This is a genomic window from Parvimonas micra, assembly GCF_037482165.1.
In the GTDB taxonomy this organism is placed as follows: domain Bacteria; phylum Bacillota; class Clostridia; order Tissierellales; family Peptoniphilaceae; genus Parvimonas.
Genome location: NZ_CP148048.1, coordinates 832,212 through 857,606, shown reverse-complemented (window position 1 = coordinate 857,606; position 25,395 = coordinate 832,212). Strand labels below are relative to the sequence as shown.

General features: G+C 29.0%; 24 protein-coding genes. 20 read left to right on the top strand and 4 right to left on the bottom strand.

What is annotated here, in order from left to right:
- Positions 1-35: 35 nt before the first annotated feature.
- Positions 36-422 carry a hypothetical protein gene (locus WFJ11_RS04150; RefSeq protein WP_338816940.1) on the top strand — a complete coding sequence of 129 codons (387 nt, stop codon included), beginning with the start codon at positions 36-38 and terminating at the stop codon, positions 420-422.
- 31 nt (positions 423-453) lie between these two features.
- Here WFJ11_RS04150 and WFJ11_RS04145 read toward each other — a convergent pair whose 3' ends face one another.
- Positions 454-1,071 carry a Maf family protein gene (locus WFJ11_RS04145; protein WP_293439974.1) on the bottom strand — a complete coding sequence of 206 codons (618 nt, stop codon included), beginning with the start codon at positions 1,069-1,071 and terminating at the stop codon, positions 454-456.
- A 137-nt stretch (positions 1,072-1,208) separates the two neighbouring features.
- Positions 1,209-1,340, bottom strand: a complete 132-nt coding sequence (locus WFJ11_RS04140) for a hypothetical protein (RefSeq protein ID WP_293439972.1) — start codon at positions 1,338-1,340, stop codon at positions 1,209-1,211.
- A gap of 166 nt (positions 1,341-1,506) precedes the next feature.
- Between WFJ11_RS04140 and WFJ11_RS04135 the strand changes: the two genes are divergently transcribed.
- Positions 1,507-2,145, top strand: a complete 639-nt coding sequence (locus tag WFJ11_RS04135) for an XRE family transcriptional regulator (protein WP_009372567.1) — start codon at positions 1,507-1,509, stop codon at positions 2,143-2,145.
- Positions 2,146-2,221: 76 nt separating this feature from the next.
- Here the strand turns inward: WFJ11_RS04135 and mgtE (WFJ11_RS04130) are convergent, their stop codons facing one another.
- Together mgtE (WFJ11_RS04130) and mgtE (WFJ11_RS04125) are read right to left on the bottom strand one after the other, a co-directional pair.
- Positions 2,222-3,598: a magnesium transporter gene (gene mgtE / locus WFJ11_RS04130; protein ID WP_338816939.1), complete on the bottom strand. Its 1,377-nt coding sequence runs from the start codon at positions 3,596-3,598 to the stop codon at positions 2,222-2,224.
- Complete coding sequence (gene mgtE, locus WFJ11_RS04125) at positions 3,588-4,982, bottom strand: magnesium transporter (RefSeq protein ID WP_338816938.1); 1,395 nt, start codon at positions 4,980-4,982, stop codon at positions 3,588-3,590. The genes mgtE (WFJ11_RS04130) and mgtE (WFJ11_RS04125) overlap by 11 nt, the downstream gene beginning before the upstream one ends.
- 225 nt (positions 4,983-5,207) lie before the next feature.
- Here mgtE (WFJ11_RS04125) and WFJ11_RS04120 point away from each other — a divergent pair, with 225 nt between their 5' ends.
- The 18 genes from WFJ11_RS04120 (at position 5,208) to grdC (ending at position 25,390) form a co-directional block, all read left to right on the top strand.
- Positions 5,208-5,435 (top strand): helix-turn-helix transcriptional regulator, encoded by a 228-nt coding sequence (locus WFJ11_RS04120; RefSeq protein ID WP_293441436.1) that lies wholly within the window; start codon positions 5,208-5,210, stop codon positions 5,433-5,435.
- Between the two features lie 156 nt (positions 5,436-5,591).
- A complete protein-coding gene (gene hflX / locus WFJ11_RS04115; RefSeq protein WP_338816937.1) occupies positions 5,592-6,866 on the top strand; it encodes a GTPase HflX in 1,275 nt (424 codons plus the stop codon).
- Positions 6,856-7,497: a YigZ family protein gene (locus WFJ11_RS04110; RefSeq protein ID WP_293439611.1), complete on the top strand. Its 642-nt coding sequence runs from the start codon at positions 6,856-6,858 to the stop codon at positions 7,495-7,497. The genes hflX and WFJ11_RS04110 overlap by 11 nt, the downstream gene beginning before the upstream one ends.
- Positions 7,498-7,652: 155 nt before the next feature.
- Positions 7,653-9,191, top strand: coding sequence for an ABC transporter ATP-binding protein (locus tag WFJ11_RS04105; protein ID WP_009372597.1), 1,539 nt, complete (start codon positions 7,653-7,655; stop codon positions 9,189-9,191).
- Positions 9,181-10,257 (top strand): ABC transporter permease, encoded by a 1,077-nt coding sequence (locus WFJ11_RS04100; protein ID WP_293439613.1) that lies wholly within the window; start codon positions 9,181-9,183, stop codon positions 10,255-10,257. The genes WFJ11_RS04105 and WFJ11_RS04100 overlap by 11 nt, the downstream gene beginning before the upstream one ends.
- A complete protein-coding gene (locus WFJ11_RS04095) occupies positions 10,257-11,192 on the top strand; it encodes an ABC transporter permease (RefSeq protein WP_293439615.1) in 936 nt (311 codons plus the stop codon). The genes WFJ11_RS04100 and WFJ11_RS04095 overlap by 1 nt, the downstream gene beginning before the upstream one ends.
- Before the next feature lie 117 nt (positions 11,193-11,309).
- Positions 11,310-12,068, top strand: a complete 759-nt coding sequence (gene map / locus WFJ11_RS04090) for a type I methionyl aminopeptidase (protein WP_009372256.1) — start codon at positions 11,310-11,312, stop codon at positions 12,066-12,068.
- A 141-nt stretch (positions 12,069-12,209) separates the two neighbouring features.
- On the top strand, positions 12,210-13,226 hold the full coding sequence (locus tag WFJ11_RS04085; protein ID WP_293439618.1) for a sugar-binding transcriptional regulator: 1,017 nt from the start codon (positions 12,210-12,212) through the stop codon (positions 13,224-13,226).
- Positions 13,227-13,263: 37 nt separating this feature from the next.
- Positions 13,264-14,265 carry a type I glyceraldehyde-3-phosphate dehydrogenase gene (gene gap, locus WFJ11_RS04080; RefSeq protein WP_009372720.1) on the top strand — a complete coding sequence of 334 codons (1,002 nt, stop codon included), beginning with the start codon at positions 13,264-13,266 and terminating at the stop codon, positions 14,263-14,265.
- Positions 14,266-14,359: 94 nt separating this feature from the next.
- Positions 14,360-15,556 carry a phosphoglycerate kinase gene (locus WFJ11_RS04075; protein WP_293439620.1) on the top strand — a complete coding sequence of 399 codons (1,197 nt, stop codon included), beginning with the start codon at positions 14,360-14,362 and terminating at the stop codon, positions 15,554-15,556.
- An 11-nt stretch (positions 15,557-15,567) separates the two neighbouring features.
- Positions 15,568-16,314, top strand: coding sequence for a triose-phosphate isomerase (tpiA, locus tag WFJ11_RS04070; RefSeq protein ID WP_293439622.1), 747 nt, complete (start codon positions 15,568-15,570; stop codon positions 16,312-16,314).
- Positions 16,315-16,327: 13 nt separating this feature from the next.
- A complete protein-coding gene (gene eno / locus WFJ11_RS04065; RefSeq protein WP_293439624.1) occupies positions 16,328-17,611 on the top strand; it encodes a phosphopyruvate hydratase in 1,284 nt (427 codons plus the stop codon).
- 172 nt (positions 17,612-17,783) lie between these two features.
- Positions 17,784-19,388, top strand: coding sequence for a Na/Pi cotransporter family protein (locus WFJ11_RS04060; protein WP_293439626.1), 1,605 nt, complete (start codon positions 17,784-17,786; stop codon positions 19,386-19,388).
- A gap of 161 nt (positions 19,389-19,549) precedes the next feature.
- Positions 19,550-20,479, top strand: coding sequence for an NAD(P)/FAD-dependent oxidoreductase (locus WFJ11_RS04055; protein WP_293439628.1), 930 nt, complete (start codon positions 19,550-19,552; stop codon positions 20,477-20,479).
- A 52-nt stretch (positions 20,480-20,531) separates the two neighbouring features.
- Positions 20,532-21,818, top strand: a complete 1,287-nt coding sequence (locus WFJ11_RS04050; RefSeq protein WP_009732728.1) for a glycine/sarcosine/betaine reductase component B subunit — start codon at positions 20,532-20,534, stop codon at positions 21,816-21,818.
- 73 nt (positions 21,819-21,891) lie between these two features.
- On the top strand, positions 21,892-22,356 hold the full coding sequence (gene grdA, locus WFJ11_RS04045; protein WP_081446160.1) for a glycine/sarcosine/betaine reductase complex selenoprotein A: 465 nt from the start codon (positions 21,892-21,894) through the stop codon (positions 22,354-22,356).
- 53 nt (positions 22,357-22,409) lie between these two features.
- A complete protein-coding gene (grdB, locus tag WFJ11_RS04040) occupies positions 22,410-23,717 on the top strand; it encodes a glycine reductase complex selenoprotein B (protein ID WP_293439633.1) in 1,308 nt (435 codons plus the stop codon).
- A 131-nt stretch (positions 23,718-23,848) separates the two neighbouring features.
- The gene (grdC, locus tag WFJ11_RS04035; protein ID WP_293439635.1) at positions 23,849-25,390 is read left to right on the top strand and encodes a glycine/sarcosine/betaine reductase complex component C subunit beta; all 1,542 of its coding nucleotides are present in this window, start codon (positions 23,849-23,851) and stop codon (positions 25,388-25,390) included.
- Positions 25,391-25,395: the final 5 nt, after the last annotated feature.

The window sequence follows — 25,395 nt, the reverse complement described above, 5'->3', positions numbered from 1 at the left end:
AAGTAAACTGCTCAAAAGGAACATATATCCGCACGTTGTTTAATGACATTGCATCAGATACAGATAATTTTGCTTATATGAGTTCTCTTTGTAGAAGTAAATATGGAATATTTTCAATTGAAAATGCTTTATCATTAGAACGACTTAAAAATTTTGATGATATGCAATTAAAAAATTCATTGATTAAGATAGAAGATGTTTTTGAATATGAAAGCATAAATTTTGATAAAAAATATTTTAAGCATATTTCAAATGGGCTTAGAAAAATATTTAATATTGAACAAGAAGGAATATTTAAAATATACTGTGATAATATTTTTATTGGAATAGGAGAATTTATTCCACAAGAAAATGGAAAACTCTTAAAAATGAGAAATATATTCTATAATCCTAATGATGATATCTGTGATCGAAAAATATAATATAAAAAGTAAAAAATCTAGTGTTTATTCACTAGATTTTTTGCGATACGATTTCTAATAATTTTCTATTTAATTTTGAAATAGGAAGCCCAACAATATTAAAATAATCACCATTTATATGTTTTATTAAAAGACTAGCACCATCTTGTATTCCATATCCACCAGCTTTATCATATGGATTTTCATTTTTAATGTATGATTCAATTGTTTCTTTTTGAATTTCGTCCAAGTCATAAAATGATACATAACTTTTTTCTAAAAATGTTGAGAAAGTATTATTAAAGTATATTGTAACTGAGGTTTGGACGATATGTTCTTTTCCAGATAAATATTCTAACATATATTTTGCTTCTTCATAATTGTTTGGCTTTCCAAACAAATACATATCATCATAAACAATTGTATCTGCTGAAATAATTAAAGCACTCTTGTAATCTTTAGCTACATCTTTACATTTTTCAAAAGATAGTATATCACATAATTTGCTAAATTTTGACTTGTTATCTTTAGATGTCCTACTTAAAAACTGATGTTCTAAATTTCTCTCATCAATATTAGCAGGAATTACTTTGAATTCTTTATATATGAATTTTAAAAGCTCTTTTCTCCTTTGTGAATTACTAGCTAAAATAATATCATAATTATTCATAAAATACTCCTAACAAATTTTTATAATTAAATTATATCAAAAATAAAAAAACATCTCAATATAAGATGTTTTTTAATCCAGTATTACTCAACTTTTAATAGAATGTAAAATTATTCCTTAATAATTTATAATTTATATTAAATCAACTTTCCAGTTACTCCATACATTATCATAAAAAAACATGATAAAGTGAAAGTTGTAAAAGTTAACAGTAATTTAAGCATTTCTAGAGTATTAAACTCTGGATTTCTATTTTTTCTTTTTTGCATAATTCTTTCCTCCAATTAATAAATCACTTTTTAAGTTACTTTTATTATACAACACAAAAAATAACTTGTCAAGATACTTTTTAAGAAAAATTTAAAAAAATATAAAATAAATTGCTTTTTAAGTTATTTTGTTGTATAATTATTGTAGAATAGTAGAGGTGATAGTATGACAACAGGAGAAAGATTAAAAGAACTTAGACAAAAAGCTAATCTTACACTACAAGATGCAGGAGAACTTATTGGCACAAGTAAACAAAATTTATTTAAGTATGAAAATGATATAATAACAAATATTCCGATAGATAGATTATTGAAGTTAGCAGAAATCTATAATTCAAGTCCAATAGAAATTTTAGGATGGGAGCACTATTCAAATTCTCCTAATTCAACAAAGGCATCAGTATATAATTATTTACCTTATGGGGTTTCTGCAGGATTGCCTGATGGTCCTAATTATGATGTTGAACTTGAGAAGATAGAAATAAGTGATTCAGTTATGGGACCTTATGCAAATGACGATGATATTCTCATAATGCATGTTAATGGAGAGAGTATGAATAAAGTGATACCAAATGGAAGTTACATTGCGGTTAAACTAAATTATCCTATTTATAATTTAGAAGATGAAGATATTGTAGTCTTTTCTGAAAATGGGGAATATAGTTTAAAGTTATTTTTCAGAGATGGGGAAGATATAATTTTTAGGCCTTGTTCTACTTATCATTCATTTACAGATTTTAAGTTTTCAAAAGATGATGAATTTAGCATTTTAGGAAAGGTCGTTATGTATTGTGTTAATTTATAGTTAAAAAATTTATATAAATGTTAACTAAAAAGTGTAGATGTTTTATTATTTCATCTACACTTTTTAATATCAAATACTAAATTTTTAAAATAGCTATAGCTAGCATAAAATATATTATTAAACTAGTTGCGTCTACAATAGTTGTTATAAGAGGTGCAGCGGCACTTGCTGGGTCCATTTTAAGTTTTTTTGCAATTAATGGAAGTACTCCACCCGCTAAATTTGCAGAAATTAGCGAAATTGCTATGGTAAGACTAACAACAAAACTTATTGCAAAAGTTGTACTTTTAGATCCAAAAATATATAATCTAATAAAATTAGTAATAAATAATATTAATCCACAAAGTAGCCCAACAGATAATTCTTTTTTTAGAACAATAAAAAAATCTTTAATGTTTAAATCATCTACAGCTATTCCTCTAATTACCATAGTTGAACTTTGTGCTCCAGCATTACCAGCAGTTGACATTATAATAGGAATTGATGCTGATAAGATGGCTAATGTACTAAGTTTATCTTCAAAATATTGTAAAATATATCCTGTAAAAGTTGCAGAAATCATTAAAATTAAAAGCCAGGATATTCTTGATTTTACCATTTCCTTAATTCCTGTTTTTAAGTAAGATCCATCAGTAGGAACAATACCACTCATTTTATGGATATCTTCGGTTGCTTCTTCATTTAAAATGTCCAAAACATCATCAGCAGTGACAATTCCAATTAAGCAATTTTGGTCATTTAATACACAAATAGTTGTTAGGTCATATTTACTTAATAAATAAGCAACTTCTTCTTGGTCTGTATTTGTATAAACATAGTGAATATTTTTATCCATTATTTCTGATATCAATTTATCATTTTTTGCAATAATAATATCTCGTAAATTTACTATGCCAACTAAAACTCTTCTTTTATCTATAACAAAGCAGACATTTACAGTTTCCGCAATTTCAGCTTGTTCTTTTATTTTTTTTATTGCTTCTTCAACTGTATCTTCTTCAAAAAGTTCAACAAAGTCAGTACTCATTACTGACCCAGCTGTATTTTCTTCATAACTTAAAAGAGTATTAATCTCTTTTCGGTGCTCTGATGGTACATTATCTAAAATATATTTAATAACATTAGCGGGCATTTCTTCAAGAAAATCTATTATATCATCACTAAACATATTATCTAAAATGCCTTTTACTTCCATAGATGATAGAGCTGAAATTAATCTTTCTTGATGTAGTGGATCTAAATAAGTAAATAACTCAGCGGAAATATCCTTTGGTAAAATTTTAAAAACAAAAATCGCTTCATCAAGTTCTAATTCACTAAATATTTCACTTAAATCAACTATATTATATTCATCAAAAATTTCTCTTATTAATAATACTTTTTTCTCTTTTATTAATTCAGGAAGTAGAGAAGATAATTGTTCTTTACTATATTCTAAAAAGTTATATTCCATAAATTCCACCTCCTAAAAACAAAGAAGCAAGAGCAAAATATACAGTAAGTGATATTGCATCACAAACGGTAGTCAAAATTGGTCCACTCATAGAAGCGGGATCTTGTTTAAGAGTACTTGCCAACAATGGTAAAATTCCACCAATTAAATTTGCAATAGTTATAATTATATAAATCGTTCCTGAAATTAAGATTGCTATAGAAATAGAAATATTTGGCATAAAAATTAAAATTCTCAACATATTTACAGTAAACAATATTGCACCTAAAATCAAGGAATTTAAAAATTCTGTTTTTATTACATATTTAAAATCACTAATACTTAAATTGTCTACAGCAATACCTCTAACGACCATCGCACTAGATTGACTTCCAGCATTTCCCGCAGTATCCATAAGCATTGGAATAAAAATTACTAAAGAAGGAAATTTTAAAGTTAAGTCGGTATTTTTAGCAAGAATAAATCCAGATACTGTTGCAGAAATCATAAGTATTAAAAGCCAAGTTATTCTACTTTTTACCATTTCAATTATAGACATATTTATATAAGATCCTTCTATTGGTGTAATACCACCCATTTTTTGTAAGTCTTCTGTAACTTCTTCTTGAATAATATCATATACATCATCAATAGTTATAATCCCAATTAACCTATGTTGATCATTTACAATAGGAAGTACCAATAAATCATATTTAGTAAATATTTTTGCTACTTCTTCTTGATCTTCGTCACATTCTACAGATATAACATCTGTTTCCATAATATCAGAAATTAGAGTATTTGAAGAAGCAAGTAATATACTTTTCATTGAAACAAAGCCTAAAAGTATATGTTGATCATTAGTTATATAACAATAAGAAATAGTTTCAGCAAGTCTCTCTTTATCTTTGATCATTTTTAGTGCTTCATCAGCTGTAATCTCTGGATCAAGTTCAACATAATCAGTACTCATTACAGAACCAGCACTATTTTCTTTGAAGTTTAAAATCATATTAATTTCACTTCTTCTTTGATTAGAAGCTGAGTTTAGGACTCTTTTAACAATATTTGCTGGAAGTTCTTCTAAAAAATCACTTATATCATCTGTAAACATATAGTCCAACATAACTTTTATTTCATGATCTTGTAGACCATTTATTACTTGTTGCTTCATATTTTGAGGAAGATAAGCAAAAATTTCAGCAGTTTTTTCTTTTTTTATAACTTTAAACATAAATAGAATTTCTTTTATATCAAAATATTCTTCAAAAATATTTGCAAGAGTTACTTCATTCGTGTCGTAAATTATATCTCTTAAATGAAAAATGTTTTTTTCTTCTAATGCAATTCGTAGTTCATTAGCTATATTTTTGCTTTTTTCCAAAGAATTTTCTTTTAAATTCATATATCTCCTCCTATTAAAAAAATTTATATAATTTATTCAAATACATTATATCATATTTTATGTTTTATAAAAATCTTTTTAAATATAAATTAAATAATATTACAAAATATAATTAAGATATACATTAATAAATTGACTTTTAAAGCTTTTAATGATAGAATAAAAATATAATATAACTTGTAATTAAAATTATATTTTTAGTTTTACTAAAAAAGGGGTGATCTTATGAATAGAAAATTATCTGAAAAGAATAATGTTGAAAAATTTAGAGTTGAAAATGAACTTTCTCAAAGAGAATTAGCTATTTTAATAGGTGTTTCAACTGAAATGATAGTTTCAATAGAAAATGGTAGTTTTATTCCAGATGTAAGACTTGCTCTGACCATATCAACAGAATTAAATAGAAAATTTGGAGAAGTTTTCTTCTTTGAAAATGAAAGTAAAATATTTTAAGTAAGTGCACTCTTTTCAGTGTGCTTTTTTATTGTGAAACAACAAGGTTCCCGGGAACCCACCCGATTCAAAGCATCGTGGAAGGGTGGGATTCTTATTTGTTTTTATATATTAATTTATGATACAATTAAATTTAGTATTAATTAAGGAGTTCTTATGAATAAAAAAGTTATTACAGTTACTGTAAATATAGATATGGATGAAAAAACTTTAGAAGATAAAGTTAATGAATTAGAAAAATTAGTTGAAGCTTTAGATGGAGAAGTAGTTTTAAGTTTGACTCAAAATAAGCCATATATCGATAAGGCTTTTTACGTTGGGAAAGGAAAAGTAAATGAAATTAAAGACTATTGCGAAAAATTGGATGCTGAATTTGTAGTTTTTAATAATGAATTGACAGGCTCTCAAGTAAAAAACCTCGAAGAAATTATAGGTATTAGGGTTATTGACAGGACTAATTTAATTTTAGATATTTTTAGCGAAAGAGCAAGAACGAAAGAGGCTAAACTTCAAGTTAAACTTGCAAAACTAAAATATACATTACCAAGATTATCCGCACTTAGAAGTGGCTTTTCTAGACAGCAAGGGGGAATTGGTGGTAAAGGAATTGGCGAACAACAAATTGAATTGGATAGAAGAACTATAAATAGAGAAATATCAAATATCACTTTGCAACTTAAAGAGATTGAGAAAAATAGAAATGAAATTAGAAAAAAGAGAATTAATTCAATAGAACCAATTATTTCTCTTGTTGGATATACAAATGCTGGGAAGTCAACTTTAATAAATAAGTTAATTTCATATGGAAAAAATGAAAATTCTGAAATTAAAGAAGTTTTTGTTAAGGATATGTTGTTTGCTACATTAGATACATTTGTGCGAGAAGGATTACTTTTAAATGGTTCAAAAGTAATGTATGTAGATACTGTAGGTTTTGTTTCTGATATTCCACATAATTTAGTTGAAAGTTTTAAAGGAACACTTGAAGAAATAAAATACTCTGATTTAATTTTACATGTTATTGATATCTCAAATAGAAATGTTGATGAACAAATAAAAATAACAAATGATATGATAAAAAAACTTGAATGTAATGATAAAAAATTAATTTATGTTTTCAATAAAGTAGATAAAATAACTGATGAAAATATTAAATTAGAATATGCAAATATTGAAGATAAAGTTTTTATTAGTGCAAAAAGTGATGAAGATATTATTGTACTTTTAAACGAAATTGAGAAAAAACTATTTTCATCATTAGTAAAAACAAGGCTGTTAATTCCTTATGATAGTCAGAAAATTTTGAGTAATATTTTAAATAATTATTCACCGAAATTTATTGAGCACATTGCAAATGGCTGTTTTTTGGAAGTCTTTTTAAAACCAGAAGATTATTTAATATATAAAGGATATGAAGTAAATGAAAAATAACGAAGCATTTTTAAGCATTCATAGTAATCAATCGTATAGTTTCATTATTAATAAATCAGAGTTTATTGGCCATTCTTTCTATATAGAAAGTGTTGATGAGGCTGAAAAATATATTTTAAAAATAAGAGAGAAATATAAAGATGCTACGCATAATTGTTTTGCATATATTATTGGAGTGGATAAGTTAATACAAAAATATTCAGATGATGGTGAGCCATCAGGAACTGCGGGAATTCCAATGCTTGAAGTGCTCCGAAAAAAAGATTTAACTAATTGTTTAGTAGTTTCTACAAGATATTTTGGTGGTATTTTATTAGGCGCAGGTGGCCTTGTTAGAGCATATACAAAATCAATAGTTGGGGTACTAGAAGAGTCAAAAATTGTTAAAAAAGAGCTTTTTTATGATTTGGATATTGTATTAGACTATGTTTATTGGGGGAAAATTGAGAACATTATAAAAAATTTAGGTTTAGATATGCTAAATATAAAGTATCTGGAAAAAGTAAAAATCAATTTATTAATTAAAAAAGAAAATTATAAATTATTAGAAAGTATTATTATTAATGAAACATCAAACAATTGTTTAATTAAGATTAATGGTGAGAAATATGGGTCTGTATTTGTTGATTAGTTCAAATAATTGTTAAAATGCTATTAAAATAATAGTAAATTTTATATACTTTTTTATGAAATTTACATTTTTATTTCTTGTATTAAGATAGTTTTTATTGTATAATATTTAGTAATGGTATAAAAAATACAAACAATTTAGAGGAGGGCTTTGACTTGTCTGATTGCAAAACTAATGACAGCATAGTAGTTATGAAAGGCATCACTAAAATTTTTGGGAAAAATAAAGTTTTAGATGAAGTAGACTTTGAATTAAAAAAGGGAGAAATACATGCTCTTTTGGGAGAAAATGGTGCTGGGAAAACGACCTTAATGAATATACTTTATGGGTTATATTCACCAAATTCTGGAGAAATTTTTATTAATTCCAAACGATATACAAATATGACACCAAAAATAGCCGTTGAGAATGGTATTGGTATGGTTCATCAACATTTTATGTTGATAGAACCATTTAGTGTTATTCAAAATATTGTATTAGGAACTGAGGATACTAAAGGCTTAATTATTGATCTTGATAAATCACGTAAAAAAGTACTTTCTATAATTGAAAAATATGGATTCAATATAGACTTAGATGAAAAAATTCAAGATATTACAGTTGGATCTCAACAAAAAGTTGAAATTTTAAAAGCACTATATAAAGGTGCTGAAATAATTATTTTTGATGAACCTACAGCGGTATTAACTCCACAAGAAATTGAAGAATTTATTAATATCTGTAATAATTTAAGGAATGAAGGAAAGTCTATCATAATAATTACACATAAATTAGATGAAATAAAAAAAATGGCAGATTATTGTACTATTATTCGTCGTGGAAAGTTTATTGATAAAGTTACTGTTGCTGACTCATCACAAAAAGAGTTAGCAGAAAAAATGGTTGGTAGAGAAGTTAGTTTTAGTGTAAATAAGAAAGATAACGAAATAGGTGAAGTTGTATTAGATATCAAAGATATTAATGTTCTTAATAATAGATATTTACCAGCTTTAAAAGGATTGAGCCTAAATGTAAGAAAAGGTGAGATTTTAGGTATTGCTGGAGTTGATGGAAATGGTCAATCAGAACTTATTGAAGCTATTACAGGCCTTAGAAAAGTTGAGTCTGGAAATATTACTATCCTAGGTAAAGATATAACTAATAAATCAGTTTATGAAATTATTGAAAGTGGAATTAGTACAATTCCTGAGGATAGACATAAACATGGTTTAGTATTAGATTTTTCAGTATCAGAAAATATGATTTTAGAAAAAAGAGGTAAAGCTCCTTTTTCTAAAAAAGGTATATTAAATTTTAAAGAGATAGAATCATATACACAAAAAATGATTGATAAATTTGATATAAGACCAAATGATATTCATGCTACAGCTAGAGGACTTTCTGGTGGAAATCAACAAAAAGTAATCTTAGCAAGAGAAATTGATAATAATCCTGATTTGTTGATAGCTGCACAACCTACGAGAGGACTAGATGTTGGAGCTATTGAAATAATCCATAAATATATTGTAGAACAACGTGATAAAGGAAAAGCTGTATTATTAATTTCCTTTGAATTAGACGAAGTAATGGATTTATCTGATAGAATAGCTGTTATCTATAAAGGTAATATTGTTGGGGAAAAATTAGCAAAAGATGCTAACGAAAATGAATTAGGACTTATGATGGCGGGAGGTGTTATTAGTAATGAACAGTAGAAAAAAAATATTATTACTTTTATTCTCTGTATTAATTGGATTTGTTGTAGGATCTATAGTTATTATGATAGCTGGATTTAATCCTATTAATTATTATAAAATAATGATAGAAACTACTTTTTCAAGACCAAAATTTTTTGCTAGGACATTAGTTGACGCAGTTCCATTAATCATAGGAAGTATTGGAGTTTCGCTAGCATTTAAAACTGGAGCCTTTAATATCGGAGCCGAAGGCCAATTTATAATTGGTTCTTTAACAGCTGCATTTTTTGGCTACTTTTTAAAATTACCTCCAATTATTCATCCAATAGTTTGTATTATATTAGCTGCTTTAGCAGGAATGGCTTGGGGTGGATTTGCAGGTTGGATTAAATCAAAGTTTGGTGTTCATGAAGTAATTACAACAATTATGTTAAATTGGATAGCTTTATATTTTTCAAATTTAGTAGTGACATTTGGAAAGTTTTATAATGAAACAGGACAAACTTCAAACGATATACAATCTACAGCAAGTATAAAAATGTTTCAAGGATTAAGAAATTCTTCTATTCCCTTCGTAAAAGATTTCTTTTCTGCTGATATAAATTTTGGAATTATATTGGCAATTATTTTAGCATTTTTAGTTTATTATTTATTAAATCAAACATCAAAAGGATATGAACTAAAAGCAGTTGGATTAAATCCAAATGCTGCAGAATTTGGTGGTATAAACGTTGGTAAGAATCTTGTATTATCAATGGGATTATCAGGTGCACTATGTGCGGTTGCAGGAGCTGTAAAAGTTTTAGGGTTTGCAGGAAATGTTGCAAGATTAACTGTAGCTGAAGGTAATGGTTTTGATGCTATGTCTGTTGCTCTTTTAGCTAACAGTCATCCTATTGGATCAATATTTTCCGGTTTCTTTTTTAGTGTTTTAAAAAGAGGTGGATTTAGGGTTCAACAACTACTTGGAGTTCCTTATGAAATTGTACAAATTATTATAGGTATAATTGTTTTATTTATTTCGATGCCTTTAGTTATAAAAATCATTTCAAGTAAATTTAAGAAAGTTGGAGGTAAAAAGTAATGAGTTTATTAAAAATAGCTTTATTTATATCTGATACATTATTATTTGCTACTCCATTATTATTTACTGCTTTAGGTGGAATGTTTACTGAAAAAGCAGGTGTTACAAATATCGGATTAGAAGGCATGATGACTATAGGTGCTTTTGCAGGCGCTGCAGTAGGATATTTTACAAAAAGTGCATTATTAGGATTTTTAGCAGGAGGTATCGCAGCATCTCTAGTAGCGCTTATCCACGCAATTGTTAGTATAACATTTGGGGCGGATCAAGTTGTTTCTGGTATTGCTATTAACTTTATTGGACCTGGTGTGGCTTTATTTATATGTTCACTTTTGTTTGATGGAGCAAAACAAACTATTCCTGTTGCCGAAGGTGAAGGAAAAATGTTAAAAATCTTTGATAATTTAACAGGTATTGATTTTATAGATAAAATTCTAGGACAATATGTTACAACTTATGTAGCTATAGCTTTAGTTATATTAATGTCAATTTACTTATATAAAACTAAATTTGGGTTAAGATTAATCGCAGTAGGAGAACATCCTAAAGCTGCAGAAACTCTAAATGTAAATGTTTATTTATATAGATATTTTGCTGTAATAATATCTGGATTGTTAGCTGGTTTTGGCGGCGCAACTATGAGTTTAGCTACTGTATCAAATTTTTCACAGTCTTTAGTTTCTGGACATGGTTTTATAGCATTAGTAGCAGTTATTTTTGGAAAATGGAAACCATATGGTGTTTTGGGAGCATGTTTATTCTTTGGAGCAGCTCAAGAATTAGCAATTTTATTACCAAGTTTGAATATTAATATTCCTGAATCAATTTTGCCAATGGTACCATATATTAGTACATTATTAGTACTCATTTTCTTTGTAGGAAAATCAAAAGGACCATCTTCAGCAGGTGTTCCATATATAAAATTAGAAGATTAATAAATAAAGGCATACTTTTTGGTATGTCTTTTTGTTGTGAAATATAAATGTTTATATTTATATAAAATTTGTATTTACTAAAAATTATATATAGTTTATAAAAACAAGGAGATAATTATGATAACAATAAAAAGTAAACATGAAATAGAAGGTATGAAAAAATCAGGGGAAATTCTGTCAAAAATTCATATTGGTTTGAGAGATATCATAAAACCTGGTATTACAACTTTAGAAATAGATAAATTTTGTCATGATTTTATGTTAAAACATGGAGCAAAGCCTAAACAAATAGGATATCACGGATATCCTTATGCAACATGTACTTCTGTTAACGACGTAATTTGTCATGGATTTCCAAGCAAACAAGTATTAAAATCTGGTGATTTGATAACTGTAGATATGGTTGTAGATCTAAATGGATATTTATCAGATAGTGCTTGGAGTTATGCTGTTGGTGAAGTTTCAGATGAAGTTAAAAATCTTATGGAAGTAACAAAAGAGGCTATGTATAAGGGTATTAATGCAGCAATAATAGGAAATAGAATTGTTGATATAGGAAAGGCTATTCAAAATTATGTTGAGCCCAAAGGATATTCAATAGTCAGAGATTTTTGTGGACATGGAATTGGTGTTGAAATGCACGAGGATCCACAAGTTCCTCATTATATTACTGCAACAAAAGGTGTTAGACTTGTTGAAGGTATGGTAATAACAGTTGAACCTATGATTAATACAGGTGACTGGAGATGTACAATTGATGATGATGGCTGGACTGCTAGAACAATTGATGGTGGACTTTCTTGTCAATATGAACATACTTTTGTTATTACAAAAGATGGACCTTTAATTTTAACAGATCAATCATTGTATGAATAGTATAATTACAACTTAAAATTATAAAATTTTATTATTTTTTTGTTGCATTTTTTATTAAATAATAGTATAATCATAACATAAAGATTGTAAAATTATGGGAAAAAATAAACATAGGGACAAATAGTATATAACGGGACAAAAATGAATGATATAGATTATTTAAAAAAGTTTGTTCCAGATTTGATTAAAAAATTTGTTTTTAGATATAAAATTCTAGAATACATTTCCATGAATGCCCCTGTTGGGAGAAGAAATATTTCGTCATATTTAGGTGTTGGAGAGCGCCTAGTAAGAAATGAATTAGAATTTTTTACTGAAGAAAAGTTTGTTGAGGTAATTAAATCCGGAACTTTTATAACTGATCTTGGAGAGTCTATGTTAATAGAACTTAGAGATTTGATTAATAATTTTAATGAAAACCAAGATATTGCAGATAAGTTAAAGCTAAAATTAGGAATAAAAAGAGTTATAGTTAGTGATTCGTTTGGTGATGAATCTTTGGGAAAGGAACAAATTGCAAAGGTTGCAGCGGAGTATTTTTTAAATACAATTTCTGAGAATGATGTAATTGGAATATCAGGAGGTACAACAGTTAAAACATTTGTAGATATAATGAATGTAAAAAAATCATATGATAAGATTGCTGTTATACCTGCTAGAGGAAGTTTAGGTAACGGCTTGGAATACCAGTCAAATGTTGTGGCTAATAATTTATCAAAAAAACTTAGTGCAAATTTTTTCGGAACTTTTTTACCAGATTATTTAGATGATTTAACATTTGATAGATTAAAGGATTTAGAAGAAGTAAAAACGCTAATTGAATATTTAAATAAGATAAATGTATTAGTTTTTGGTATTGGACGATCTGATGCTATGGCAAAAAGACGTTCATTAACTGAAGATGAAATAAAAATATTAAATGAAAAAAATGCAGTTAGTGAGGCATTTGGAAATTACTTTGATATTAGTGGAAACATTGTGTATAGTTCGAATACTATCGGATTAGATATGGATCAGTATTTAAAGATTAAAGAAGTAATTGCAATTGCGGGTTATGGAGAAAAGTATAAGGCGATTATTTCTATTTGTAACATTAGAAAAGACATGACTTTAGTTACAGATAAAGAATCAGCTAAAAAGATTTTAAATATATTATAAGCGAAAGCTTTTTATAAAATTTTAAGGAGGAATCGAAATGAAAGTTGCGATTAACGGTTTTGGAAGAATAGGTAGATTGGCATTTAGATTAATGCACGATTTGGATGGAGTTGAAGTAGTAGCTATAAATGATTTAACAGATGCAAATATGTTAGCTCATTTGTTAAAATATGATTCAACTCAAGGAAGATTTGAAAAAGAAGTAATTGTAAAAGAAGGATGTTTTTCTATAGATGGGAAAGAAATAAAAGTTTTCTCAGATGCAGATCCTAAGAATTTACCTTGGAAAGAATTAGATATAGATGTTGTATTAGAATGTACAGGTTTCTTTGTTGCAAAGGAAAAAGCACAATTCCATATTGATGCTGGTGCTAAAAGAGTAATTATATCAGCACCGGGGAAAGGTGACATGAAAACAGTAGTTTATGGTGTAAATCATGACATATTGGATGGAACAGAAAAAATTTTATCAGGAGCTTCTTGCACTACTAACTGTTTAGCACCAATGGCTAAAGTTTTACAAGATAAATTTGGAATTGTTCAAGGTATTATGACTACTATTCATGCATATACAGGCGACCAAAATACTTTAGATGCTCCACATAGAAAAGGTGATATGAGAAGAGCTAGATCTGCTGCAATAAATATAGTTCCAAATACAACTGGCGCAGCTAAAGCTATTGGACTTGTTATTCCTGAATTAAAAGGAAAACTAGACGGTTCTGCCCAAAGAGTACCTGTTGCTACAGGATCATTGACAGAATTGGTAACAGTTTTAGAAAAAAATGTTACAGTTGAAGAAATTAACAATGCAATGAAAGAAGCATCAAGTGAATCATTTGGGTATACTGAAGATCCTATAGTTTCTACAGATGTAATAGGAATAAAATTTGGTTCTTTATTTGATGCTACTCAAACTAGAATAGTTGAAGTTGATGGTAAACAATTAGTTAAAACAGTTGCGTGGTATGATAATGAAATGTCATATACTGCAAACTTGATACGTACTTTCCAATATTTAGTTAATCTTTCAAAATAGTCTATAAATAAGAATTTCCAAAATTGGAATCTTATTATTTAATAATAATATGAGGTGGAGATTTTCACCTCATATTGTATAGTAAGGAGTAATTATGAATAAAAAAGTTATTACTGATTTAGAAGTGACCTCAAAAAGAGTTATTGTAAGAGTTGATTTTAACGTTCCAATGTCAAAAACAGAAGAAGGTAAAATTACTGATAATGCTAGAATAGTAGCAGCATTACCTACAATCAAATATTTAATTGAAAATAATGCAAAAATAATTTTATTATCTCATCTAGGTAGACCAAAGGGAGAAGCTAAGAAAGAATTTTCATTAGCACCAGTAGCTAAAGAATTATCTAAACTTTTAAATAAAGATGTTAAATTTTTACAAAGTAATTTAGTAGTGGATGATAATGTAAAAAATGAAGTTTTAAAATTAAAAGATGGAGAAATTGCTTTGCTTGAAAATACAAGATTTAGAAATGAAGAAACAAAAAATATCGATGATTTTTCAAAAGAATTGGCTGAACTAGGTGAATTATATATAAATGACGCTTTTGGTACAAGCCACAGGGCGCATTGTTCAAATGTTGGACTTTGTAAGTTTTTACCATCAGCTGTGGGATTTTTAGTAGAAAAGGAAATTTCTATAATGGGAAAAGCACTTTCTAATCCTGAAAGACCTTTTGTAGCAATTTTAGGAGGAGCAAAAGTATCTGATAAAATTACTGTTATTGAAAATTTGATTGAAAAAGTAGACAGTATAATAATCGGAGGAGGAATGGCATTTACATTCTTAAAATCTTTAGGTTATTCAGTAGGTAAAAGTTTATTGGAAGAAGATAAAATCGATTTAGCAAAAGAGTTGATTGAAAAAGCAAAAAGTAAAAATGTTAAGATATTATTACCTATAGATGTCGTTGTTTGTAAAGAATTTTCTAATGATTCTGAATTTAAAACAGTTAATATAGATTCAATAGAAGATGATTATATGGGATTAGATATTGGAGAAAAGACGGTTAAACTATTTTCAGATGAAATTAATAATGCAAAAACTGTTGTTTGGAATGGTCCAATGGGAGTTTTTGAAATGTCAAATTTTGCAAAGGGTACATTTGAAATTGCAAAGTCTATTGCAGAAAGTGAAGCGATTAGTATTATTGGTGGAGGAGATAGTGCATCTGCTGCTGAAAAATCAGGTTATAAAGATAAAATAACACATATTTCAACAGGTGGAGGCGCATCTTTAGAATTCTTAGAAGGTAAGATTTTACCAGGAATTGACTCAATAGATAATAAATAATTGGAGGTAGTATGAGAAAACCTGTTATTATTGGAAACTGGAAAATGAATAAAGATTTAGATGAAGCCAAGAAATTAGTAAAAGAAATTGTATCAGAGAAGTTAGATAATAATGTTGAGAAAGTAGTATGTGTTCCTTTTGTTTATGTTACAGAAGTTAATAAACTGTTAGAAGGTTCTGATGTAGGTTTAGGGGTTCAAAATATGTACTTTGAAAACAAAGGTGCATTTACAGGTGAAATTTCTCCTTTAATGTTAAAAAGCTGTGGAGTGTCATATGTAATATTAGGGCATTCAGAAAGAAGAACTATTTTTAACGAAACTGATGAAATGATTAATAAAAAAGTAAAATCTGCATTACAAAATAAATTGATTCCAATATTATGTTGTGGTGAAACTCTTGAAGAAAGAAATTCAGGAGTAGAAAAAGAAGTTGTTGAAAAACAGATAAGAAATACTCTAGAAGGTATTAGTGAAACTGATATTGAAAAAGTAATAATTGCTTATGAGCCAATATGGGCAATAGGAACAGGCTTAACTGCATCTTCCGATGATGCTGAAAATATGATTAAATTTATTAGAGAAATTTTATTTGATATTTATGGAAATTTATCTGAAAATATAAGAATTCAATATGGAGGCAGTGTTAAACCAAACAATATAAAAGATTTAATGCAAAAAGAGAATGTAGATGGTGCTTTAGTTGGTGGAGCTTGCTTAGAAAGTGCTAGTTTTTGTGCATTAATAAATTATAAATAATAAGGAGAATATTATGAGCTTAATAGTTGAAATTTATGCAAGAGAAGTTTTAGATTCAAGAGGAAATCCTACTGTTGAAGTTGAGGTTACAACTGAAAACGGTACAGTTGGAAGTGCGATTGTCCCTTCAGGGGCATCAACAGGAGTACATGAAGCTGTTGAACTTAGAGATGGTGACAAATCTAGATATTTAGGAAAAGGAACATTAAATGCAGTTAATAATGTTAATGAAATTATAGCAGATGAATTGATTGGATTTGATATTTTTGATCAAGTTGGAATTGATAGAGCTTTAATTCAAATTGATGGAACTGAAAACAAATCAAAATTAGGTGCAAATGCAATTTTAGGAGTTTCCATGGCAGTTGCAAGAGCTGCAGCAATTGAATCAGATACCCCTCTTTACGAATATATAGGTGGAGTTAACGCAAAAACTTTACCTGTTCCGATGATGAATATTTTAAATGGTGGAGAACATGCTGATAATAATGTAGACATTCAAGAATTTATGGTTATGCCTGCAGGAGCTTGTTCATTTAAAGAAGCTCTAAGAATGGGAACAGAAGTTTTCCATAACTTAAAATCTGTTTTAAAGTCAAAAGGATATAATACAGCAGTTGGTGACGAAGGTGGATTCGCCCCTAATTTAAATTCTAATGAAGAAGCCCTACAAACAATTATGGAAGCCATTGAAAAAGCTGGCTATAAAGCAGGAAAAGATATATTTTTAGCTTTGGATGTAGCATCAAGTGAAATGTATGAAAATGGAAAATATAATTTTAAAGGAGAAGGAAAAATTTATTCCTCAGAAGAATTAGTAAATTATTATTGTGATTTAGTTGAAAAATATCCTATTATTTCAATTGAAGATGGATTATCTGAAGATGATTGGGATGGATGGAAACTTTTAACTGAAAAAATTGGAAAAAAAGTTCAATTAGTTGGTGATGACTTATTTGTTACTAATTACTCAAGATTAAATATGGGAATAGAAAAAGGAATTGCTAATTCAATATTGATTAAATTAAATCAAATTGGAACAATAACTGAAACACTTGATGCAATAGAGCTTGCTAAAACTCATGGTTATACTTGTGTAATTTCTCATAGATCTGGAGAAACAGAAGATACAACTATTGCTGATTTAGCTGTTGCTGTTAATGCTGGTCAAATAAAAACAGGATCAGCATCTAGAACTGATAGAATTTGTAAATATAATCAATTATTGAGAATTGAGGACAGACTTGGAGAAAATTCTAAATTTTTAGGATTATCTGCATTTTATAATATTAAATAGAGTATAATAATTTTTGATTAGCTCATTATTTATATAAATTTTAAGATTAATTTATTGAATTGTTTGAAATAAATATTATTTTTATTTCATTTTATGGTATACTATTATTGATAAGTTTATATATAATATATGAGCTAATATTTTGATTTTTTTTATAATTTTTGGAGGAAATATGTCTATTTTCATTTCTGTCTTAGGCGGTTTAGGTTTATTTTTATATGGAATGAATTTAATGGGTGCAGGACTACAAAAGTCTTGTGGTGAAAGATTAAAAGGAATAATCGCTGCAATAACAAAAAATAAAATATATGCAGTATTGGTTGGTATTTTTGTTACAATGATTATTCAATCTAGTTCTGCTACTACTATAATGGCTATAGGTTTTGTAAACGCTGGATTTATGACTTTAGCTCAATCTGTTGGAATAATAATAGGTGCAAATGTTGGGACTACTATAACTGCACAAATTATTGCTTTTGATATTTCAAAATATGCACCATTAGTTATCGCTATAGGTGTTTTTATGTGGATGAGAGCAAAGAACGATAGAAAAAAAGATATATCTGAAATATTAATTGGTTTTGGAATATTATTTTTAGGTATGTCTATTATGAGTAGTGGATTAGAACCTCTTGCAAAAGAAGAATGGTTTAAGAATATACTTGTAAAATTAAATAACCCATTTATTGGAGTTTTAGCCGGATTCTTATTAACTACTGTACTTCAATCATCATCTGCCTCAATAGGATTGTTGGAAGCATTGGGAATGCAAGGAGCTATTAATATAAACCAGGCTTTTGGAGTTCTTTTTGGTGATAACATTGGGACAACAACAACCGCTATGATTGCTGGAATAGGAGCAAGTAAAAATGCAAAGAGAGCTGCTTTTATTCATTTTCTATTCAATTTAATAGGAACTATAATATTTATGACTGTTCTAAGAATTCCAGTTCAATATTTAGTTGAATATATTTCTCCAGGAAATGTTCAAAGGCAAATTGCTAATGCTCATACATTTTTTAATATAATAAATGTTTTAATTCAATTGCCATTTTCTAGTCTTTTAGTTAAAATATCACAATTAGTAATAAAAGGAGATGATGTCGTAGAAGAACATTATTCTGAAAATTTGGATAAAAGATTTTTTGAAACACCAAGTATTGCAATTATTCAAGCTCAAAAAGAGGTTGCTAGAATGGGAGAAATTGTCATTGAATCTCTTGAAAAGACAATTGAGGCATTTAAGACTAAAAGTGGCAAGAATATAGAATTTGTTTTTAATAGAGAAAAAATGATTAATGGATTAGAAAAGGAAATTATTGACTATTTAGTTCCCTTAGCTGATAAAAATTTATCTGATGAAGAAAAACATAAAGTATTTGTTATGATGTACGCTATAAATGATTATGAGAGAATTGGAGATCATTGCGAAAATATAATAGAATTGATTCAAGAAATTAAAGATGAAAATTCTGTATTTAGTAAAACAGCTTTTGATGAATATGAAAAAATATCTTCAGATGTTATGAAAATTGTTGTTGATACAACCAATGCATATAAAGATAATAATCTTGAGTTAGCAAAAAATTGTATTAATATTGAGGAAGAAGTAGACATATTAGAAGAAAGTTATAGAAGAAACCATATGGATAGAATTAATAAAGGCATTTGCGATACAAATGCTGGAGTTAAATTTCTTGACATATTATCAAATTTTGAAAGAATTGCAGACCATAGTGTGAATATTGCAAATTACACATTAGGAAAGGAACTTTAAAAAGATTGTGAATTTTATATACAAATACTTAAAGTTATAAAAAAGTTTTATTATGATTTTATCAAAAAATGCTTTACAATTGGGTAAACTTAATATATAATAATAAACGAATGTGTTTTCATTACAGTTTATTATTTTGATACTGTAATTGGAGGTAAATTATGTATGATTGTATTATAATTGGAGCTGGTCCTGCGGGAATAAGTGCAGGAATTTATGCTGCAAGAGCTAGTATGAAAACAATAATTATTGAAAAGGGAACACCAGGTGGATTAATAGCTAAGACTGACGAAATAGCAAATTATCCAGGGGCAGAAGATGTCCCAACAGGTCCTGAATTAATTGAAAGAATGGTTAAACAAGCCAAATCGTTTGGAGCAGAATTTGTAACAGATACAGTGATTAATGTTGATTTTTCTGAGAACACAAAGGTAGTTCAAGGAGAAAATGCTACTTATGAAGGAAAGTCTGTGATAATTGCAACTGGATCAAATCCAAGATTACTTAATGTTCCGGGTGAAAAAGAATTTACTGGTAAAGGAATAGCATATTGTGCAACTTGTGATGCACCTTTTTTCCAAGATTTGGATATTTATGTTGTTGGCTCAGGAGAAGCTGCAGTTGAAGAAGCGATGTATCTTACAAAATTTGGACGAAATGTTACATTACTAGTAAGAAAAGATAAATTATCAGTGGCTAAATCAATAGAAGAAAAAGCTTTAAAATGTGAAAAACTGAAGATTATGTGGAACGTTGAGGTAGAAAGTTTTGAAGGCGCTAGTTTGTTAGGAGCTATGAATATAGTAAATAATAAAACTGGAGAAAAAACTAAGATAGTTCCAAGAGAAGGCGATATGATTTTTGGCGTTTTTATTTTCGTAGGTTATATACCTGAAAGTTCATTATTTGAAGGAAAGATTGAAACTGATAGAAATTATATAGTCTCAGATGAAACTATGAGAACTAATGTTGAAGGTGTTTTTGTTGCTGGAGATGTTAGAGTAAAAGAACTTAGACAAGTGGTTACTGCTGTTAATGATGGTGCAATAGCCGCAATAAATGCTAGAAAATATGTCGAAAGTTTTGAATAAATGAATTTAATTCCGAAAGGATTAAATATATAAATTTTAAGGAGGTGAGTATATGCGTCTAGAATTAGGAAAAATCTTAATTAACGATGTTAAATTTTGTTCAGAAACAAAAGTTGACAAAGGTGTTTTATACATTAATAAGGAAGAATTAATAGCTCATTTAATGGATGATGAACACTTAAAATCAGTAGACGTAGATCTTGCAAAACCAGGTGAAAGTGTAAGAATTACTCCAATTAAGGATGTTGTAGAACCAAGAGTAAAGGTTAACGGAGCAGGCGGAGTATTCCCTGGAATGATTTCAAAAGTTGATGTAGTTGGTTCAGGAAGAACTCATGTTCTTAAAGGAGCCGCAGTAATGACAGTTGGTAAAATAGTAGGCTTCCAAGAAGGTATTGTTGATATGCAAGGACCTGGAGCTGAATATACACCATTCTCTAAAACTAATAATATAGTTTTAATTGTGGAACCAGCTGAAGGTGTTGAAGCTCATGCTTACGAAAAAGCTGTTAGAATGGCAGGATTAAAAGCTGCTACTTATTTAGGATTAGCTGGTAAAGAAGTTGAACCTGATGAAGTAGAAGTATTCGAAACTAAGCCATTATTCGAACAAGCTGAAGAATTAAAACATTTACCAAAAGTTGCTTATGTTCAAATGTTACAATCTCAAGGATTATTACATGATACATATGTTTACGGTGTAGATGCAAAACAAATAGTTCCAACACTATTATATCCAACAGAATTGATGGATGGAGCTATATTAAGTGGTAACTGTGTATCTGCTTGTGATAAGAATACAACTTATCATCACTTAAACAACCCAGTTGTTAGAGCAATGTATGAAAAGCATGGAAAAGAAATCAACTTTGTTGGTGTTATTATCACTAACGAAAATGTATATTTAGCAGATAAAGAAAGATCATCAAACTGGACTGCTAAATTGTGTGAATTTTTAAATCTTGATGGAGCTATCGTATCACAAGAAGGATTTGGTAACCCAGATACAGATTTAATTATGAACTGTAAAAAAATCGAAGGTAAAGGCGTTAAAACAGTTATCATTACTGATGAATATGCTGGTAGAGACGGTGCAAGTCAATCTTTAGCTGATGCTGATGTTGCTGCAAATGCGGTAGTAACTGGTGGTAATGCTAACGAAACTATTGTATTACCTAAGATGGACAAAGTTATTGGAACTTTAGATTATGTTGACATTATTGCAGGTGGATTCGATGGATCATTAAGAGAAGATGGTTCAATTATGGTTGAATTACAAGCAATTACAGGTGCAACAAATGAATTAGGATTTAATAGATTATCAGCTACTGGCTATTAAAATTTATTAAATACACGGAATATTATATAAAATTAAACGAAAATAAAATATATAGAAAGGATGTGTTAGCGATATGGCACTTTTTACAGAAAATACAAAAGTAATCATAATCGGTGATAGAGATGGTATACCAGGACCAGCTATGGAAGAATGTGTCGCTACAACTCCTGCAGAAATAGTATTTTCAGCAACTGAATGTTTTGTCTGAACTGCAGCAGGAGCAATGGACTTAGAAAATCAAAGAAGGGTAAAAGAATTAGCAGAAAAATACGGAGCAGAAAATTGTTTAGTTCTTTTAGGAGCATCTGAAGCAGAATCAGCAGCATTAGCAGCTGAAACTGTAACTACAGGAGACCCTACTTTTGCAGGTCCATTAGCAGGAGTTCAGTTAGGACTTAAAGTATATCACGCAGTTGAACCTGAATTTAAAGCAGAAGTTGATGAATCAGTTTATGATGACCAAATTGGTATGATGGAAATGGTTCTTGACTGTGATGCTATCATTGAAGCTGTAAGTGAAATTAGAAATTCATTATAATTTGTAATTAAGAAAAAAATCATATATAAATATATGATAGAGAGGTGATTAGTGTGGAAAAATTAAGAGTAGTTCACTATATAAACCAATTCTTTGCTGGTATAGGTGGAGAAGAAAAGGCAGATTATAAACCAGAAGTCAGAGAAGAAAAAATTGGACCTGGTTTAGCATTAAATGCCGGTTTTAAGGGTGAAGCTGAAATAGTTGCTACAGTTATTTGCGGAGACAGCTATTTTGGTGAAAATATGGACCAAGCTAAAGCAGAAGTTTTAGAAATGGTTAAAAAGTACAATCCAGATTTATTCATAGCAGGTCCTGCATTTAATGCTGGTCGTTATGGAGTTGCTGCTGGTACAATTACTGAAGCTGTTCAAAATGAATTGGGTATTCCGGCTTTAACTGGTATGTATATTGAAAACCCAGGTGCAGATATGTTCAAAAAGAGCATATATATAGTTTCAACTAAAAATAGTGCTGCAGGTATGAAAGATGCTGTAAGCAAAATGGTTCCACTTGCAATGAAACTTGTTAAAGGAGAAGAAATTGGTTCTCCAGCTGAAGAAGGTTACATTGAAAGAGGAGTTAGAAAGAACATATTTAGAGAAGATTTCGGTGGTAAGAGAGCTGTAAATATGATGATTAAAAAGTTAAAAGGTGAGGAATTTGAAACAGAATTTCCAATGCCACACTTTGACAGAGTAGATCCAAATCCAGCTGTTAAAGATATTACAAAAGCTAAGATTGCTTTGGTAACATCAGGTGGTATTGTTCCTCATGGAAACCCTGATCATATTGAATCTTCATCAGCTTCAAAATATGGTAAATATGATATTGAAGGTGTAATGGATCTTAAAGAAGGCGAATGGGAAACAGCACATGGTGGTTATGACCCAGTTTATGCGAACCAAGATGCAGATAGAGTTTTACCTGTTGATGTTTTAAGAGAACTTGAAAAGAAGGGTGAAATTGGAAGTCTTCATAGATATTTCTATACTACAGTAGGAAATGGTACAGCTGTAGCTTCTGCAAAAGCATTTGCAGAAAAATACAGCAAAGAATTGGTTGCTGATGGAGTAGATGCAGTTATATTAACATCTACCTGAGGTACTTGTACACGTTGCGGTGCAACGATGGTAAAAGAAATTGAGAGAGCTGGAATTCCAGTAGTACATGTATGTACTGTAACTCCAATTTCATTAACAGTAGGAGCTAACAGAATTGTTCCTGCTATAGCAATTCCTCATCCATTAGGTAATCCTAAATTGAGCCATGAAGAAGAATATGCATTAAGAATGGGTATTGTTAAAAAAGCATTAAAAGCTTTATCAACTGAAGTTGAAGGACAAACAATATTTGAATAATTTTTAAGTAAAAAAAGGTGTCAGGTATTGACACCTTTTTAATTTAATGGTATTCTATTAGATGAGGGTAGTTGGCTTATATGCAATACATACTATGCTATCTGTTTTTTATATTAAAGGAGGTAATTAAGATGAATTTTCCTGTATTAAAAGGAACTTCTTACGTATTAGTTCATGCACCAGACATGATAATTCAAAATGGAACAACTCAAACTACTGAAAAGGCTTTAAATCCTGATTCAGAATATTTAAAGGAAATACCAAATCATATTAGAAAATATGAAGAAGTATTAAATTATTTACCAAACCAAGTTTACATTGGAAACAAAAGACCAGAAGATTTAAAGGCTGTGCCACAACCATGGTCAGATGCAGATAAATATTTATCTGGAGCTCCAAGAGATGGTAAATATGGTGAAATAATGCCAGAACATGAATTTGTTGGTCTTATGAAAATTTGTGATGCCTTTGATTTAGTTTATCTTAACAAAGAGTTTACTGAATCTGTTAAAGCTGATTTGGAAAAACATCCACTAATTAGCGAAGGATTAGTTGCAAGATTAAAAGAAGGTGTTGATCAATCAGTTCTTGAAGGACATATGAATAATCATGCAGAAGGTTTATACTTTGAAGATAAACTAGTAGGTGTAGTTACTAGAGCTCATGATGTTGATGTTAACTTATCAGCTCATGTTATGTTAGAAAATTTGGTTACAAAAGCTTCTGGATTGTTAGCTGCTTTACATTTAGTTGCAAAGAATAATTTAGATCCTAATGATGTAGAATATGTTATTGAATGTTCAGAAGAAGCATGTGGAGATATGAACCAAAGAGGTGGTGGTAACTTTGCAAAATCTATAGCTGAATTAGCTGGATTTGACAATGCTTCAGGTTCTGATATAAGAGGATTCTGTGCTGCTCCAACTCATACTTTAATTGCTGCATCATCTCATGTTCATTCTGGAACTTTCAAAAATGTTGTTATAGTTGCAGGTGGATGTACAGCTAAATTAGGAATGAACGGTAAAGACCACCTTAAGAAAGGATTACCTATATTAGAAGATTGTATTGGTGGATTTGCTGCATTAATTTCAGAAAATGATGGAGTTAACCCAGTATTAAGAACTGACATAGTTGGTAGACATACAGTAGGAACTGGTTCATCACCACAAGCCGTTATGTCAGCATTAGTTACTGCACCATTGGAAAAAGCTAATTTAACAGTAAAAGATGTTGATAAATACTCAGCTGAAATGCAAAATCCTGACATAACTAAACCTGCTGGAGCTGGAGATGTTCCAAATGCTAACTTCAAGATGATTGGTGCTTTAGGAGTAATGAAAAAACAATTAGAAAAAGCTGAAATTGCTAGCTTTATTGAAGATCATGGTATGGAAGGATGGGCTCCAACTCAAGGACATATTCCTTCAGGAGTACCTTATTTAGGATTCTGCCGTGAAGATTTAACATCAGGTGAATTAAATAGAGCTATGATTATTGGTAAGGGTTCTTTATTCTTAGGAAGAATGACTAACTTATTTGATGGTGTATCAATTGTTTTAGAAAGAAATTCAGGTAAATTAGAAGACAACTCTGGAGTTTCTAAGGAAGAAGTTAAGAAATTAGTTGCTGAAGCAATGAGAAATTTTGCATCTTCTTTAATTGAAGAATAGAGGTG